This is a genomic window from Methyloglobulus sp. (assembly GCF_040079455.1).
In the GTDB taxonomy this organism is placed as follows: domain Bacteria; phylum Pseudomonadota; class Gammaproteobacteria; order Methylococcales; family Methylomonadaceae; genus Methyloglobulus.
In genome coordinates, this window is the sequence record NZ_JBEBKJ010000042.1 from 13,633 (window position 1) to 30,963 (window position 17,331).

Sequence of the window (17,331 nt, forward strand, 5' to 3'; positions counted from 1 at the left end):
TCGAACCTGAGGGCGAAATGATTGGCCAGCCACTTGGCTTGGAACAAGGCCAACATCTCGCGCATTGTCTGTCTATACGTACTAATACGTATAGACAGTTAATTAGTAAGTTCCATAATGCCCACTTAAGGTTGAAACTTTGATTTTGTTGGTTTTTTCCTGTTAAAAATAGAAATTATTCTGAATTCTCTAAACGTAAAGCAGCACTAGGAACGGGTAATATGACGCAAGACGAATTAAGAGAAGCTGTGCTGGCCGCACTACTCGATTACGAAACGCTAAAAAAGACACGACGTTTAAAAGCCGTCAAGAAGGCATTGCGTGGAACCGTGATGGCAACTGTGATCGGTGGCGCGGGTATTACAGCCGCAAAAGAGGTGCGTAGCAACCAAGTGCAGGAAACCGCCACAATTGTGGCATCAAAGCCTAATGCGATGCCAGCCATGGCGAGGCTTTCTGAAGAAACGAGTTATTCTAAGCTTATTCCAGGTGTGGCTCTTTTCGCTTTTGATCGTCACACATTGGCGGCGGAGCAGGAAGCGAAGCTCACTGAATTGATTAAGCAACTCCCTAGAGATTCTGAGATAACCGTCATTGGCTTTACCGATTCCCAAGGTGGGCAGCGCTACAATAAAAAATTGGGTAGGCAGCGGGCGCAAACGGTAGCCGACCATTTGACACGCCATGGCATGAAGATAAAGGCCATCGGTAGTAATATTTCCAATGATATACCTAATGCCTGGATGGCGCGCCGTGTCGATATCATCGTGGATTCAGCTTCGGGGCCGTTTTATCTTAAATTGACATCGTTAGAAAATCAGCGTCCTTTCCAGCAATCTCAGCCGCAAACGCAAACGCCGTTAAATACGTTTAATTACCGCGATAAAGTGAAAAAGGATTTACCAGAAACTGAAAATAGGCCGACAATCGGCAGTGCGGAAAATGCAGGTACAAAACCGGATGCGGATGCTGCCACTGCAAAACCAAAACCCGAGCAAAAAGCATTTCAGCGGCAACAGGTTCGTGGCGTAACGCATTACGCGTTCAATAGTTATAATCTGGCAGTGGCGCATAAAGAGCGGCTTATGGAATTTATCAAACAACTTTCCAAAGATGCCGAGTTAACCGTTGTTGGGCGAACTGATGCAGATGAACATAACAAAAACCTGGGCATGCAACGGGCAAAAACCGTCGCTATCTTTTTGGCTAACCACGGGCTGAAAGTCAATGCAGTAGCAAGCAAGGTTTCCAGCGACAGGTTCACTGGCTGGTTCGCACGCCGCGTTGACATCGTTGTGGATTCCAGACTGACACCGCAAGCTATCAATCAGCCGCCATCCGTAGTAAAGGGGCATAACCAGCAGGCTAAAGCCTCGCCTGAAACTCAATCTGGTTCAATCACTTACGCTGATGGCAAAAGGGCAGCGGCTATCGAGCAAGACGTAACCCATTTAATACAACAGGCTCGGTATCGGTTTAATGATAATTAGTCCGTAGACACCGCCGCCCCAAATAAATCTCAAGCGGATAATTAACCCACGCGTGGTTGATTGGGTTGTTGGTGTTTCAAGATGCCCACTGACCGATTCAAAGCAAGTATAAGGAGCTTACACACTAAATCTACGAAAGCAGAGACAGTTTGTATCAATTGAAGCTGATTCTGGCTTGCTGAATTGGTTTATAATTTAGCCCTTTAATCAAGTTAAAACATTGATGATGGCAGAAGAACAGGTAACAACTATAACGTCAGAAAAAAAGCAACGTCTATTATCCATTTTTGAACGCTTGTTACCACTGGTGGATAGCCTTGCCGATAAACTGAGATTATTCCTGATTTTGGGTATATTGGTGACACTTTGGCTGGTTGTCTGGTGCCACTTTTTGAAACATTACTCCTTGAGCATCACAGTAACTTTAGGAATTGCTGCATTTTTTCCCACACTAATCTTGGCAAGATTCTGGTGGGCATTGGAAGAATTAAAAAATCTACCCGATATTGCTGGGCAAGTGGTCGGCGATGCCAAAACAGAGCTCCAGGAATCGGTGCAAAACATCCGCGCTGGCAAAGTACCCAAGGTAGGATTTTTTAGCGCGGGAAAAAGCCTTTGGTCAGTCGGGGCGATGGCCTCTGAAGCCCGTGAATTAGTGGGTTCCTACATTAGCATATCGACATTAGTTAACCCGTTCATGCTGGTTTTGGGTGTAATCTCATTTGTGAGCGTATTTTTGCTGTTTTTGCTTGGCATTATGCTGGTATTTTTTGTTTAGTTGATTTCAGCCACCATTCCCTTAAATATCTTATATGCAAATAATCGCCATTTATCCCGGCACTTTTGACCCGATCACTAACGGCCACCTCGATTTGGTTGCACGAGCCTCCCGGCTTTTTCATAAAGTCATCATCGCAGTTGCAGATAATGCGGGAAAAGTGCCGTTGTTTTCCCTAGAAGAGCGGATAAGCTTGGCTAAACAAGCGGCTTCGAACCATACCAATGTCGATGTCATCGGATTTGGCAACCTGTTAGTTGATTGTGCGCGTCAGAATGGTGCGACGGTGATTTTGAGAGGACTTAGGGCGGTATCGGATTTTGAGTACGAATTTCAGATGGCAGGGATGAACCGCAACCTAGCACCGGAATTGGAAACCCTATTTTTAACGCCACCAGAGCAATATACCTTTATTTCCTCGAGCGTGATTAAATCCATTGCCCAGTTGAATGGTGATATTTCCTCATTCGTTCCTGACATCGTCTACCAGCAACTGCTTAAAAAGTTTACCTAGGATTAAGTATGTCATTGATAATTTACGATGAATGTATCAACTGCGATGTCTGCGAGCCGGAATGCCCCAATGGGGCTATTTCACAAGGCGAGGATATTTACGTCATCAATCCCGCTTTGTGTACCGAATGCATTGGACATTACGACGTGCCGCAATGTGTAGAAGTTTGTCCGGTTGATTGCATCACCAAAGATCCGGATTACGTTGAGAATCAGGAAACCTTGTATCAGAAGTATTTGAAGCTTACAAAAAAGTAAAAAGCAAAATGTCCGCCTTGGGCGCAACCATCCGAAAATTGATACAGATTTGTTATGGCGTATTAAAACACCAGCACCTGATAAACCAAACGGTAAACGGTGCTGAATATTTATTGTTCTTGCCTTTATGGTTGCTAGAACCGTTGTGAGTTTATGTTCACTATTGAAGTGTGAAGTGGTTTAATGAAACTACCCTGTCTGATTAACTGGACTACGGCATTTTGAATGATCAACTAGCCTTGCTAGTTTTTTATTCAGTGCATATACTATCTCGGCAAAAATCGCATTAGGTATTCGAAGATAATCTGTCTTTAGAATTGAAACGGGAAGTGGGTGAGTTCGCTTTAATAGCAAACCAAGCCCACGCTGCCCCCGCAACGGTAAACAAGTAAAAGATTTACACAAGCCACTGTGTTAAACATGGGAAGGCGTAAATCTTGGGATTCTTCCAACTTGTAAGCCCGGAGACCGGCCTGAGGTGATCATCAGATTTGTACGCGGAGGGCGTTCAGATGGATTGCTGTTCCTGACTCCGTCTTTCTGTTTTCTCCCTCAGCAAATTATTTTTAACACGATAAGCGTGTGAATCTCTGTGCTTACAGCGTTTCAACAGGCTAGTGTTATTTTCTTATTGTTGTTTTCACAGGAGAAAAACATGTCTTCAGCACCCTTATTAAACCATAGCGTCGTTGTGCAATCCCGTTCAACTGCCCTAAAAGACAGGATTTTACCTAGCCTACTTTCCGCTGTATTAGGTTTAATCCTTTTGTATGGCGCAGGTTTTGCGGAAACCATTCAATTGCACAACGCGGCACATGACGGTCGCCATTCCGCCAGTTTTCCATGCCATTGATATGAACGCGTTTAACCTGTCTCATTTCAGGCTGATGGTGGTTTCGGCACTATGGTCGGGACTCTGGGCAGGTTTGTTATTGACCGCTGTACAAAATATTCAGGTTATTCCAACATTACTGCAAGCGGAAGTTTATGAAGAACGGGCAGCCACACTCCCAACTCATACGCATTCTGACAGTGGTGTCATGCAAACGCATCAACATGAAGATGAAACATGGCAACCCCAAAATGGTTGGGAGCGCACCGCTTATACGGCAGTCGCTAATATTAGTTTAGCGGTTGGTTTTGCGTTGCTAATGGGTGCTGCCAGTAATTTGCGCGGCGGTATCAGCCATTGGCGTAACGGGCTGTTGTGGGGCCTAGCGGGATACACGGTTTTTTTTGTCGCACCCTCGCTGGGTTTGCCTCCAGAAGTGCCGGGTACAGAAGCCGCTGCCCTCAAAGATCGCCAGCTTTGGTGGCTGATGGCAGTTTTTGATACCGCTTTCGGATTGTGGCTGATCGCTTTTTCTAAAACCAAATCTAATAAAGTATTGGGCTTGATATTACTGCTATCGCCGCATTTTTTGATTCGCGCTCCGCAACCAGAAGTCCATAGCAGCACTGCACCCGCTGAGTTAGTGCAATCATTTATCATGGCGACTACCCTGGCTAATGCGGTGTTTTGGTTGGCTTTGGGTGGATTAATGGGCTTATTCCTAAGTAAACATCAGGCATTTAAACCATAATGCGAACCCACGACAAACACGTACTGATGTGTACCGGTACGCGCTGTACGCAAGATGGCAAACATAGCGAAGCCATGTTCCTAAAACTGGGTGAAAAAATCGACAGCCGCCCTGACCTAAAAGTGAAACGCACCCGCTCTAACTGTTTTGCCGTGTGCAAGAATGGTCCGATATTGGTGGTCTATCCCGAAGGCGTGTGGTATGGCAATGTCGATGAACCAACGCTTGAACGTATCGTCGAAGAACATCTGCAAAATAACAATGAAGTGAGCGAGCATATTATTCATCGCTTAGGCATCGGCGATGTCTGAGCATAAAGCGATGAACGCATCCATTGCCTTACTGACCCACACCGCCAATGATTTAACCGTTTTACACAGCGCAGTAACACAACTGTCGGAAGATTTCACACAGGTTATTGGCATTAACTTACAGACACTGGAAAACGAAGCGCAAAAACCCACACTGCTCATTGAGCAACTGGCTTCAGCGCGGATAATTGTATTACGGGTTTTAGGCGGGTTAGGTAGCGTACTCGGCTTTCCAGAATTGCTCAAACAAGTGCAAAACAATGGACAGCACTTAATTATTATCAGCGGCACGGGCGAACCTGATCCTGAGTTAGTCGCTGCATCAACCGTCTCGGTGGATGTACTGCATCAGGTACTCACTTATTTTCAAGCCGGTGGCAGTATCAATATGGCGCAATTGCTGCGCTATTTGTCCGATCATTTTTTGTTGACTGGCTTAGGCTATGAACCTGCCATCGCCTTGCCCGAACACGGTATTTATCATCCCGATTTACCCCAAAATGCCGACATCAACGACTGGTTAAATATCCGCAAAGCGGAACAATCCAGCATCGGCATCGTTTTCTACCGCTCCCATTGGCTGAGCGGCAACACTCGCTTTGTTGATGCGCTCATCAACGCCTTGGAGAAACGCGCCCTCAATGTGTTGCCAGTGTTTACTGCCTCTTTACGCGCTGGTGGCGGTGCTGAGAACAATTTACCGACAGCATTGCGCTATTTCAGCGGCACGCAAGGCACGCATATCGACGTGTTGATCAATACCACTGCATTTGCAATGGGCGAGATTACTGCGGGTGGCACAACGCCTGCCGGTTGGTCGGTATCGGTGCTGGAACAGCTTAATGTCCCCGTGTTACAAGCCATTACCAGCGGTATGACCGAAGCACAGTGGCGTTTATCCACTCGCGGCCTTAATCCGCTCGATGCTGCTATGAACGTGGTCTTACCGGAATTTGACGGACGTATTATTACCGTACCGATGTCGTTTAAAGCCAGTGCCAACGGGTTACCAAATGAATTGATTGAATACGATCCCATACCGGATCGCGTCACCCGAATTGCCGGTATCGGAGCTCGCTTTGCACGACTTAAACACCTTAATAATGCCGATAAACGCATTGCTTTTGTATTCACCAATTCCAACAGCAAAGCCTCACAAATCGGCAATGCGGTAGGGCTGGATGCGCCTGCTTCACTAATGTACATCCTAAGTGCCATGCAAGCAGATGGTTATCACTTAGAAAATCTACCCGATAACGGCACGGCATTGATCCATGAATTGATAGATCGCTGTGCTTACGATAATACCTATCTCACCAGCGAACAATTGGCCAATGCGGTCGGGCGCGTTTCTACGCCACAATATGCGGAATGGTTTGCTGATTTGCCTGTTGAAATGCAAGCGAAAATGACTGCACAATGGGGTACGCCGCCAGGTGAAGCCTATCTGCATGACGGGCAACTGGCGCTGGCGGGACTGGAATTGGGTAACGCCATCGTAGTGTTACAGCCACCGCGTGGTTATGGCATGGATCCTGATGCCATTTACCACCAGCCCGATTTGCCACCGACGCATCATTACTATGCACTCTATCGCTGGCTAAAAGATGAATGGCACGCCGATGCGATTGTGCATGTCGGTAAACACGGTACGCTGGAATGGTTGCCGGGTAAAGGCGTGGGGCTGTCGGAACAGTGTTTTCCTGATGCGCTATTGGCTGATTTACCGTTATTTTACCCGTTTATTATCAATGATCCCGGCGAAGGCGCACAAGCCAAACGCCGCGCCCATGGGGTTGTGGTGGATCATCTCACGCCACCGATGACCACCGCCGACACCTACGGCGCATTGGCGCAACTGACACAACTGGTGGATGAATATTATCAAGTAGAAATACTTGATCCGGCTAAACTGCCGCTGTTGCAGCAGCAAATTTGGGAGCTGGTTAAACAGACTAATCTGGATGCTGATTTGCAGGCGCGGTTATTGCATCATGACCACGATCACGACCATGCAAATGAAGGGCATGAACATCACCACGACCATAGCCATATACACGCACCTGCCGTCATAACCAGCAGTTTGAAACCCACGCTGTTTAAGCCCGCCCAAAGCGGAAAAGGCATTCTTAAGCCAGTATTAAAACAAGCACATACGCATACGCATGAGCATCATGACCACGACAAGCTGCCTGCTGTTTTAACTAAAATGGCTGGCTCTGACATTGCCCATTTGATCGAAGATTTGGATGGTTATCTGTGCGAATTGGGTGCGGCACAAATCCGCGATGGCTTGCATATTTTAGGGCAAGCACCTGACCATACCCAGCTAGTGGATATGCTGGTGTCACTGACACGCTTGCCGAACCAAGCCATTCCAGGATTACAGGAGGAACTCGCGAAGCTGTTTGATTTAGACCTGAATACCCTGCTGGCACATACTGGTCGTCGTTTGGAACAGCCTTGCAATGCGCTTGAACAGCTTGCCGGACGCGCCATTTTTACTAATGCCGATGCAATGGAAGCTATTGAAGCATTTAGTCGAACCTTGTTTAGCGCGTTGCAGCAACACAGTTTTAACGCAAGCTCAATCGACACTGTTTTAAAAGAACTATTGAGCAATTGCACCAACGACTTCAGCGCAATTCGCCAAGTGCTGGACTTTGCCTGCCAGCAGTTAGTCCCCAATCTTGCCCGTGCCTCAGATGAGATTGATAATCTATTAAGCGGCTTATCGGGTGGCTATATCCCCGCAGGCCCTAGCGGTTCACCGACACGCGGCATGGCGCACATCTTGCCAACCGGTCGCAATTTTTATTCAGTCGATCCACGTAGCGTACCGTCGCAATCGGCATGGCGAGTAGGACAACAACTCGCAAATGAAGTGCTAAGCCGTTATCAACGCGAAACCGGCACTTACCCTGAGAGCATAGCCATCAGCATTTGGGGGACTAGTGCCATGCGTACCCACGGCGATGATGTCGCGCAAATATTGGCACTGCTGGGTGTGCGTCCGGTTTGGCGACCTGAAAATCGGCAGTTGATTGGCGTTGAAGTCATTCTACTAAGCGAACTCAAACGCCCCCGTATTGATGTCACTACGCGCATTAGCGGCTTTTTCCGTGATGCGTTCCCGCAATTGATTGACCTTATCGACGATGCTGTTCATGCGGTGATTGCACTGGACGAACTGCCATCAGAAAACTTTGTCCGCAAACACTATCTGGCTGAACTGGGCGAGTTGATCGGCACAGGTTTATCAGAACAAGATGCAAATCAACGTGCTGCTTATCGCATTTTCGGTGCGAAACCAGGCAGTTACGGCGCTGGCATTTTGCCGCTGATTCAAGAAAAAAACTGGCAAACCGATGCCGATTTTGCCGAAAGTTACATCAACTGGGGCGGCTATGCTTACGCGCGGGGCGAACAGGGCAAAGATGAGCGTGAGGCATTTCGCACCCGTTTATCCGGTGTGCAAGTCGCCCTGCATAACCAAGATAACCGCGAACACGACATTTTTGATAGCGATGATTATCTACAATTTCACGGCGGCATGATCGCCACCATTCGCGCCTTAACAGGCCAACAGCCACGGCATTATTTCGGCGACAGCCACGATCCCGCCCACGCTCAGGTGCGCGACTTAAAAGAAGAAACATTGCGCGTGTTCCGGTCGCGTGTAGTAAATCCAAAGTGGCTGGCGAGTATCCAAAGGCATGGTTATAAAGGCGGCTTGGAGCTGACCGCGACTGTCGATTATTTGTTCGGCTACGATGCCACAGCGCAAGTCATGGATGATTGGATGTACGAGCAAGTCGCCCAAACCTATGCGATGGATGCCGACATGCAACGGTTTTTGGAAGAAGCCAATCCGTGGGCACAAAATGCCATTGCCGAGCGTTTGTTAGAAGCCGCCAGTCGTGGCATGTGGGCAGAGCCGCAGCAACAAACCTTAGATGCGCTGCAAGCCATTTATTTGCAGAGTGAAACCTTGCTGGAAGCACGCGGTGAAACCCCGCGCCTTGCGTGAGAGCATCATGACATTTCCGTTTTCTGCCATTGTTGAACAAGCCCCCACCAAACTTGCGCTGATGTTGTGTGCCGTTGACCCGTCCATCGGCGGCGTATTGATACGTGGTGATAAAGGCACAGCAAAAAGCACCGCCGCGCGTGCTTTGGCGGACATACTGCCACTCATCGAACGGGTGACGGGGTGTGCTTTTGTCTGTATGCCCCATGCGCCCTCTGAACACTGCGGTATTTGTAATGACACCACGGCATTAGCGCATCTCGCCTCTGTGCCGTTTATTACCTTGCCGCTGGGTGCAACTGAAGACCGCGTGATTGGTACACTGGATTTAGAACAAGCCCTCAAAGGCGCTAAACGGGTGTTTCAGCCGGGCTTACTGGCTGCCGCACACCGTGGCATTCTTTATATCGACGAGGTTAATCTACTGCCCGATCATTTGGTGGATGTGTTGCTGGATACGTCCGCAATGGGTATCAATTCGGTACAGCGCGAAGGTTTATCGATAACACATCCCGCACGTTTTACCTTGATTGGTACAATGAACCTGGAAGAAGGGGATTTGCGGCCGCAGTTGCTAGATCGCTTTGGTTTGATGGTCGAAGTCACCGCACCGCGCGACAAAACCACCCGCGCCGAAGTTGTGCGCCGCCGTATCGCTTATGAAGCTGATACGCTAAGCTATGCCGATAGCTGGCAGCAGCAACAAGATACGTTACGTGGGCAACTGGTCACGGCGCAACTGTTATTGTCCAAAGTCACCTTAGACGATAGCTTGTTGGAGCTGATCAGTCATTTATGTTGTGAGTTTGAAGTCACCAGCCTACGTGCTGACATCGTGATCTACAAAGCCGCCCGCGCTATTGCAGCATTGGCGGGGCGATTACAGGTAACGCCTGATGACATTCGCGGTGCAGCAGAGCTGGCTTTGCCACATCGCCGTAGACGCAAACCCTTTGAACAGTCTGGCTTAGACAAAGAACGTCTCGATGAATTGATGCAACAAGCATTTCAGCCACCGAATGAAGCGAGCGCAGAGTCGAATACCGATCAGAACGATGACGAGCCACAATCGGAAACTGATGCAGCAGAAGAACCGCAGGTATTCGCCGCCGTTGCCACAGGTAACGCACCACGCATTGTCGTCAATAGCAGCCAAAGTAAACACGCTGCTGTCGGTAAGCGCAACACGGCAATAGATGCGCCGCGTGGTCGTGTTATACACGCCGTGCCAGAGCAAAATCCCAGCAGCCTTGCGGTTTCTGCCACCTTACGCAGTGCGGCTTTGCGCGATGCCAGCGACTTTAAAGTCACCAAAAACGACTTGCATCAACAAATCCGCAGCGGTAAAACGGCCAATTTGATTTTATTCGTCGTCGATGCCTCTGGCTCTATGGCTGCACAACGGCGTATGGAAGCCGTCAAAGGTGCGGTGTTAACCTTGTTGACCGATGCCTACCAGCAACGCGATCAAGTCGCCGTCATCTCATTTCGAGGCGAATCGGCACAGGTATTGTTGCCGCCAACCCGTAGCGTTGATCTTGCCGAACAGCAATTGCGCGAACTACCCACGGGTGGTAGAACACCGTTGCCGCACGCCTTGGCGTTAGCGTTAGAAACACTGAAACAAGCGCACGAAATGCCGCCTTTGCTGGTTTTGCTGACTGACGGCAAAGCCAATGTGAGCTTAGATGATGACAGCGACCCTTGGCAACAATCACTTCGGTTTGCACAACTGCTGGCAGATCAACGTATTCCTGCGTTAGTGCTGGATACCGAAACCGGCTATTTACGCTTAGGCAGAGCACGGCAACTGGCACAGGTGCTGAACGCAGACTGCTTAACGCTGGAAGAGCTATCAGCGGAAAATTTAGTCTTGACGACACGTGGCTGCCTTAAACCTGCTTGATAAACATCGTTACATACAAACTGATTCAACACCTAAACAGTGAGCTATTTATGAAAACATTCAAAAACACCGTGTTAACCGCTGCACTATTTGGCTTTACGACCCCAGCATTAGCCCATACTGGCATTGGCGCAACGCATGATTTTATCGCCGGTATGATGCACCCTTGGCAAGGCTTTGATCATCTTTTGGTGATGTTTACCATTGGCTTATGGGGGTATTTATTGGCTGGCAAGCTGGCATGGCAACTGCCCTTAGTTTTTTTAATACTGATGCTGGCAGGCGCAGGCTTGCATTTTGCAGGTTTTACCCTGAGTTTTGCAGAAACCTGGGTCAGCTTGTCGGTTGTGGTGTTTGGCTTGATTCTGGTTTTTAATCCACGCCTATCGGCCATTTTAGCGACGGGTTTAGTGGCTGGTTTTGCCATATTCCACGGCTATGTCCATGCGGCGGAAATCGCAAGGGGTGCTGATCAGTTTGGCTATGTCGTTGGCTTTTTATTAAGCACGGCTGTTTTACATGGCTTGGGTATTAGCACAGGCTGGTTGAGCGCCAAAATTACGCAATACATTCAGTTACGCCCTGCCTCGCGCCCGTCTTTCTTGTATAGCATCATACGCTTCCTGCCTAAGCAACACTTTAACCACTAACTTTCTAGCGTCTGAACATAAAGCCATGCTCAACAACGTAAAGCCAACGACCAAAGGTCAATCATGATCATCTGCATAGGTGCTGGCCCCGGCGATATAGGCTATTTAACCCAACGCGGCGCAGAACTCATCTGCAATGCTGACGTAGTGGCTGGCTTCGATGCCGTAGTCAACGTCGTGCAAAGCCTGATTCCAGCTACCGCAGAAACCGTGTTGATGAATTATCGCGATCAAACCGCGCAATTGGCGACCGTAGCGGCAGCGCATCACGCAGGGAAACGCTGTGTGGTGGTGTTTATGGGCGATATTCATTTCAGCGGCTTTCAATATCTGGAGCGGGTTGAACGGGCGTGTGGACATCCGGTGGAAACGCTGCCGGGCATTTCGTCCGCCCAAATACTCGCCTCGCGTGCCAAGGTGTGTTTCGATGAAACCACGTTTATTACCCTGCACTGTCGCGGTGATCTTGAACCGTTTAAACGACATCTCGTGCATGTACTGCAAGACCAGCGTAATGCCATCGTAATTCCTTGTCCGTGGGATGCAGAACGTTCCTTTATGCCACGGCATATCGCCGCCTATTTGTTAGACAACGGCATACCCGCCGAGCATCCTACTGAAGTGTGGGAAAATTTGACGAGGATCGAAGCCGAATGGCACGGCACGTTGGCTGATTGCACGACGCAAGAATTCAGCGACATGTGCATTATGCTAATCCGCACCTTAAGCCCCATGTCCAGCCAGATAGAAGCACCATGATGTATGTAGGAATCAAAAAACCGTTCGGGATTGTCGTTGCAGGACATGGCAGCCGAGACCCCGACGGCGTACAAGAATTTGAACAACTAGTTGCGTTAGTTAAACAACGCGCACCGCAGCAGCTTGTCACCCACGGCTATCTGGAATTTGCCAGCCCGACCATAGACCAAGCCATTCAAGCGCAACTGAATGCTGGCGCACAGCAAGTGGTGATGGTGCCGACTGTCTTGTTGGCGGCCAGCCATGCCAAAAACGACATGCCCAGTGAGTTGCTTGGCTTTGCCAAGTCTCATCCAGACATCGACTTTCATTTTGGCGCGCCGTTGGGTTTGCATCCGTTGTTGCTGCAAGTGATGCAAGAGCGCATCATCGCCGCTGAAGCGCAATCGCCTAATACCGTTCGCCGTGATGACACCTGTTTGGTGCTGGTCGGACGCGGTACAACAGACCCCGATGCTAACGGTGAGGTCGCCAAATTCGCGCGGATGCTGGAAGAAGGCATGGGCTTTGGTACGGCGTTCGTGTGTTACTCCGGCACTGCCAAGCCGTTGGTTGCCGATGGGTTACGTGCCGCCACACAATTGGGTTATGCGCGGTTAATTGTCGTGCCGTTTTTTCTGTTTGATGGCGTACTGGTTAAGCGCATTTACGCCGCCACCGACGCAATACAAGAACGCGAACCCACTTTGGAAATGTTGAAGGCGGGTTATTTAGGCGTACACCCTTACGTTGCCGATGTGCTGATTGCACGGGCGCAAGAAGCGGTAGAAGGTCGTGCCGATATGAATTGTGCGCTATGCAAATACCGCGTGCAGATTGTCGGTTTTGAAGCGCAAGTGGGCGAACCGCAACGCGCCCATCATCTTAAGGTACGCGGCTTGTTGGAAAAAACTGCTACACCTATCGAAGCTACGCCAGACTTCGCGGCCTACGAACCGCACCCGATTGAAGCCGAAAGTTTCCGCATTATTGCTGCCGGACGTGACTGGTCAAGCTTTCCCGTCGCACATTTGACTATTCTGCAACGCTTGGTGCATACCAGCGGCGACTTTAACACGGTTGACGACATCTATTTTTCGGCGGGTGCAGTTGAAACCGGCATACGCGCTTTATTGCGCTGCAAGCTCATTGTCACCGATGTGACGATGGTACAAACGGGATTAAAGCGTGCGTTACTGGAACAACTGGGCATCGAAACCTGGTGCGGCGTACATGATAATGAAAGCTTTTTGATGGCAGCCACGCAAGGCATCACCCGTTCTGCGGCAGGCATACGCCGTGCGTGGGAAAAGTTTGGCAACGATATCGTGCTGTCTATCGGTGATGCACCTACCGCGATAATGGAAGCGACACGCTTGATCCGTGAACACGGCTGGCGACCCCAATTGGTGATTGGCTTGCCGGTGGGTTTTGTGGGGACTTGTGAAGCGAAGGATGATTTAAAACGCTGCTTACAAGTGCCACGCATCACCAACAGCGGCACACGCGGCGGTTCACCTTGGGCAGCCAGTGTCGTTAATGGTTTGATGATTGATGCGGTGAATCAGCTTGCCAGCGCCCCAACAGCGTAAATCTCATAGACTTACCACGGTTTCACGTAGCGCGTAGGAACGAAAAAAAATAGTGAAGGCCAATCTTAATGCGATTGGAGTACGCGTCAAGAACACTTTCTCTACTCTGCGTTTTGGGTTCAGGCTGCGCGGCACTAAAACAGGCAATTCTCAGACATTCCGTCATTTTATCCTGATGACGATTATACCAATCCCAATAAGTTGTTATTTGAATCCCCTCATCCTAACCTTCTCCCACCGGAGAAGGGATAATATGTGAACTTATTGGGATTGGTATTACTTGGAAAATAGGCTGGATTTACTGACTTACAACTTCAGGGGATCTCTAAAAATTCAAAAAACTCCTTCTCCCAAAGGGAGAGGGGATTTTTAGAGTCTCCCCTTCAGTATGGCGCTTTATTTTTTGACCTTTACAACATGGACTGTAAAATGCAGTTTACGGTTTCGTGGAGTAACGAATATGGCAAAATTGTCATTACAAGAACAATTATTAAAATCCGGTTTGATCGGTTCTGGACAGGCAAGAACTGTAAAATCTGAAAAGCATAAGCAAGCTAAACAACAGCAGCACAATAAAACAACGACTATTGATGCAGTTAAAGAACAAGCCCAAAAAATTCGGCTTGAACAAGAGGCAAGAGATCGGGAACTAAACCAACTTCGAAAACAGGACGAAGAACGCAAGCAAATCGGTGCTCAGGTTAAGCAGTTAATTGAGCAAAACCGTTTACCCAAAGATAATGGTGAAGCTAGTCTAGCTTATCACTTTACGGATGGTAACAAGGTAAAAGTGCTGTATGTTTCCAAAACTGTACGTGAACAGCTTACCCGAGGTCATTTAGCAATTGTCAGGTTAGGCAAGCAATATGAAATTGTCTCTGCTGAAGTCGTCGCAAAAATCAAACTGCGAGATGGTGCTGGCATTATTGTGTTTAACGAATCCATGCCTTTAGCTGAAAACCAGGAAGACCTTTATGCCGATTATCAGGTGCCTGATGACTTGATGTGGTAGCGAGGAGGAGCGACTTAAAGTTTCATGGAGTGATTATGTGGCCATTTCAGACCTCGTGCATAAGAAGCCTATAATTCTCTCTCCCAAAGGAATGCGGAAAAGTGTCGACGCATCAGATGTATGGTATCGTTAAGTAACACTATATGCTGACGATGGGACAATTATAATGAACAGCTCCCGTATACTGTTATTGGGCGTTATTGCGATTGCAATAGCTGCTTTTTTTTACTTCGGCGGACACCATTATCTGTCGCTGGACATGCTCAAAGCGCAACAGGCCAATGTTGCGGCTTTTCGTACCGAACATGCAATCTTAGCTATTGTTGTTTATGGACTAATTTATATCGCCATAACCGCCTTATCACTGCCGGGCGCAACCATTTTAACCCTAGCTGGCGGTGCAGTATTTGGTTTGTTCTGGGGTACGATAATTGTCTCCTTCGTTTCCAGTATCGGTGCAACCCTGGCTTTTCTAGCAGCACGCTTTTTGTTTAAAGACAGCATTCAAGCAAAGTTCGGTGACCGACTTATTAGTATTAATGATGGTATTGCCCGCGATGGTGCATATTATTTATTTACCTTACGTCTAGTGCCACTCTTTCCGTTTTTCCTAATCAATCTCTTGATGGGCTTGACTACCCTAAAAACAAGCACTTTTTATTGGGTGAGTCAATTAGGCATGTTGGCGGGTACATTGGTGTATGTTAATGCCGGTATGCAACTGGCTAAAATTACCAACTTATCCGATATTTTGTCACCCGCCTTAGTCGGCTCGTTTGCCTTATTGGGCGTATTCCCCTTGATTGCCAAGAAATTTGTCGAGAACTTTCCCCGTGACTGAGCAGTATACAGTGTTAGCCAAACCAGATGGCAATTGGCTTAAGCCTAAAAAGTTTGACAACAATCTGGTGGTGATCGGCGCGGGTTCAGGCGGTTTAGTGACGGCTTATATCGCTGCCGCTGTTAAAGCCAAAGTGACTTTAGTCGAAAAACATTTGATGGGTGGCGATTGTTTAAATACCGGTTGTGTGCCGTCGAAAGCGCTTATTCGTTCCGCCAAATTTTTATCACACATCAGTCGTTCCAAAGAGTTTGGCATCAAATCTGCAACCGTTGAGTTCGATTTTGCCGAGGTGATGGAGCGTGTACAAAACATAGTCAAAACCGTTGCGCCACACGATTCCATTGAGCGTTACACGGAGTTAGGCGTAGACGTTATTATCGGCACGGCAAAAATCATTTCGCCTTGGGCAGTAGAAATCACAAATAACGAGACAACACGCGTTATTACCACACGTAGTATCGTCATTGCCGCTGGTGCCAAGCCTTTTGTACCTCCTATTCCTGGTTTGGCGGACGTAGCTTATCTGACCTCGGATACCGTTTGGGGCCTTCGTGATCAACCTAAACGGCTACTGGTATTAGGCGGCGGCCCGATTGGGTGTGAGCTAGCTCAGGCATTTGCGCGCTTGGGTTGTCAAGTGACGCAGGTGGAGCTATTGCCCAGGTTGATGATTCGTGAAGATGTGGACGTTTCAGCACTGGTACTGGCTAAATTCCAACAGGAAGGCATTCAGGTTTTGCTTGAACATAAAGCCAATCGGTTTGTCGTTGAAAACGGCGAAAAACTCTTAATCGCTGAACATACAGGCCAAGAAGTGCGTATTGGCTTCGATCAAGTTTTATTGGCCATCGGTCGTGCGGCTAATCTGACAGGCTATGGGATTGAGGAAATGGGCATCACCTTATCACCCCGCAAAACTATTGCTGTTAATGATTTTCAGGAAACCAATTACTCGAATATTTTTGCCTGTGGCGACGTTACAGGCTCTTATCAATTCACCCATACCGCCGCGCACCAAGCCTGGTATGCGGCGGTAAACGCCTTGTTTGGGCAGTTCAAAAAATTCCGTACCGATTATTCGGTAATTCCCTGGTCAACCTTCGTCGATCCTGAAGTGGCGCGGGTCGGCTTGAATGAACAAGAAGCGAAAGAGCAAGGCATCGCGTATGAAGTCAGCACTTATCACCTGGATGAGCTAGACCGGGCAATTGCAGATAGCGAAGCGCATGGCTTTGTTAAAGTATTGACCAAACTGGGTAAAGACAAAATTTTAGGCGTGACCATCGTTGGAGACCATGCCGGTGATTTGATAGCTGAATTTGTGTTAGCAATGAAGCATAATCTGGGATTGAATAAAGTGCTGGGGACGATTCACATTTATCCAACGCTGGCGGAAGCCAACAAATACGTTGCAGGGGTTTGGAAACGCAACCATGCACCGCAGAACTTGCTGGAATGGGTTAGGCGTTACCATGCTTGGCGCCGATGATATGTCAGGCGAATCTCTAAAAAAAACCTCTCCCTCCGCATTGAAATGGTTTAATTAAACAGGACACTTCTAGAGGCAGATTTATAATGTCATTAGAGGTGACCATGAATATGAATAACATTCAAACGAAACGACCA

The 17,331-nt window shown here is 48.3% G+C and carries 15 protein-coding genes, 1 pseudogene and 1 riboswitch; all 16 genes and pseudogenes read left to right on the forward strand.

The genetic code is table 11. The features are described 5' to 3' along the window. The first annotated feature begins 221 nt into the window (after positions 1 to 221). The 16 genes and pseudogenes from ABL924_RS10415 (at position 222) to ABL924_RS10490 (ending at position 17,194) form a co-directional block, all read left to right on the forward strand. A complete protein-coding gene (locus ABL924_RS10415; protein WP_349027030.1) occupies positions 222 to 1,490 on the forward strand; it encodes an OmpA family protein in 1,269 nt (422 codons plus the stop codon). A 223-nt stretch (positions 1,491 to 1,713) separates the two neighbouring features. Further along, entirely contained in the window at positions 1,714 to 2,268 is a 555-nt protein-coding gene (locus ABL924_RS10420) for a hypothetical protein (RefSeq protein ID WP_349027031.1), read from the forward strand. Positions 2,269 to 2,302: 34 nt separating this feature from the next. Continuing rightward, on the forward strand, positions 2,303 to 2,782 hold the full coding sequence (gene coaD / locus ABL924_RS10425; RefSeq protein ID WP_349027032.1) for a pantetheine-phosphate adenylyltransferase: 480 nt from the start codon (positions 2,303 to 2,305) through the stop codon (positions 2,780 to 2,782). A gap of 8 nt (positions 2,783 to 2,790) precedes the next feature. Further along, positions 2,791 to 3,039, forward strand: a complete 249-nt coding sequence (locus ABL924_RS10430) for a YfhL family 4Fe-4S dicluster ferredoxin (RefSeq protein WP_349027033.1) — start codon at positions 2,791 to 2,793, stop codon at positions 3,037 to 3,039. 8 nt (positions 3,040 to 3,047) lie between these two features. Further along, positions 3,048 to 3,188 (forward strand): hypothetical protein, encoded by a 141-nt coding sequence (locus tag ABL924_RS10435; RefSeq protein WP_349027034.1) that lies wholly within the window; start codon positions 3,048 to 3,050, stop codon positions 3,186 to 3,188. 122 nt (positions 3,189 to 3,310) lie between these two features. Further along, positions 3,311 to 3,531: riboswitch (cobalamin riboswitch) on the forward strand. A 163-nt stretch (positions 3,532 to 3,694) separates the two neighbouring features. Continuing rightward, a complete protein-coding gene (locus ABL924_RS10440) occupies positions 3,695 to 3,892 on the forward strand; it encodes a CbtB domain-containing protein (protein WP_349027035.1) in 198 nt (65 codons plus the stop codon). Next, a complete protein-coding gene (locus ABL924_RS10445) occupies positions 3,855 to 4,622 on the forward strand; it encodes a CbtA family protein (protein WP_349027036.1) in 768 nt (255 codons plus the stop codon). The genes ABL924_RS10440 and ABL924_RS10445 overlap by 38 nt, the downstream gene beginning before the upstream one ends. Further along, on the forward strand, positions 4,622 to 4,933 hold the full coding sequence (locus ABL924_RS10450; RefSeq protein ID WP_349027037.1) for an NAD(P)H-dependent oxidoreductase subunit E: 312 nt from the start codon (positions 4,622 to 4,624) through the stop codon (positions 4,931 to 4,933). Before ABL924_RS10445 ends, ABL924_RS10450 begins: the two co-directional genes overlap by 1 nt. Further along, complete coding sequence (locus tag ABL924_RS10455; protein ID WP_349027038.1) at positions 4,926 to 8,963, forward strand: cobaltochelatase subunit CobN; 4,038 nt, start codon at positions 4,926 to 4,928, stop codon at positions 8,961 to 8,963. Before ABL924_RS10450 ends, ABL924_RS10455 begins: the two co-directional genes overlap by 8 nt. Next, a complete protein-coding gene (locus ABL924_RS10460; protein WP_349027039.1) occupies positions 8,941 to 10,869 on the forward strand; it encodes a magnesium chelatase subunit D family protein in 1,929 nt (642 codons plus the stop codon). Before ABL924_RS10455 ends, ABL924_RS10460 begins: the two co-directional genes overlap by 23 nt. Before the next feature lie 50 nt (positions 10,870 to 10,919). Further along, positions 10,920 to 11,519: a HupE/UreJ family protein gene (locus tag ABL924_RS10465; RefSeq protein ID WP_349027040.1), complete on the forward strand. Its 600-nt coding sequence runs from the start codon at positions 10,920 to 10,922 to the stop codon at positions 11,517 to 11,519. A 48-nt stretch (positions 11,520 to 11,567) separates the two neighbouring features. Then, positions 11,568 to 12,278: pseudogene (locus tag ABL924_RS10470) on the forward strand (cobalt-precorrin-7 (C(5))-methyltransferase); the annotation flags it as partial. After that, on the forward strand, positions 12,275 to 13,849 hold the full coding sequence (locus tag ABL924_RS10475) for a precorrin-8X methylmutase (RefSeq protein WP_349027041.1): 1,575 nt from the start codon (positions 12,275 to 12,277) through the stop codon (positions 13,847 to 13,849). The pseudogene ABL924_RS10470 and the gene ABL924_RS10475, both read left to right, overlap by 4 nt. 460 nt (positions 13,850 to 14,309) lie before the next feature. Then, a complete protein-coding gene (locus tag ABL924_RS10480; RefSeq protein WP_349027042.1) occupies positions 14,310 to 14,861 on the forward strand; it encodes a DUF2058 domain-containing protein in 552 nt (183 codons plus the stop codon). A 166-nt stretch (positions 14,862 to 15,027) separates the two neighbouring features. Next, positions 15,028 to 15,702 (forward strand): TVP38/TMEM64 family protein, encoded by a 675-nt coding sequence (locus ABL924_RS10485; RefSeq protein ID WP_349027043.1) that lies wholly within the window; start codon positions 15,028 to 15,030, stop codon positions 15,700 to 15,702. Beyond that, positions 15,695 to 17,194, forward strand: coding sequence for an FAD-dependent oxidoreductase (locus ABL924_RS10490; protein WP_349027044.1), 1,500 nt, complete (start codon positions 15,695 to 15,697; stop codon positions 17,192 to 17,194). Before ABL924_RS10485 ends, ABL924_RS10490 begins: the two co-directional genes overlap by 8 nt. The last annotated feature ends 137 nt before the right edge of the window (positions 17,195 to 17,331 follow it).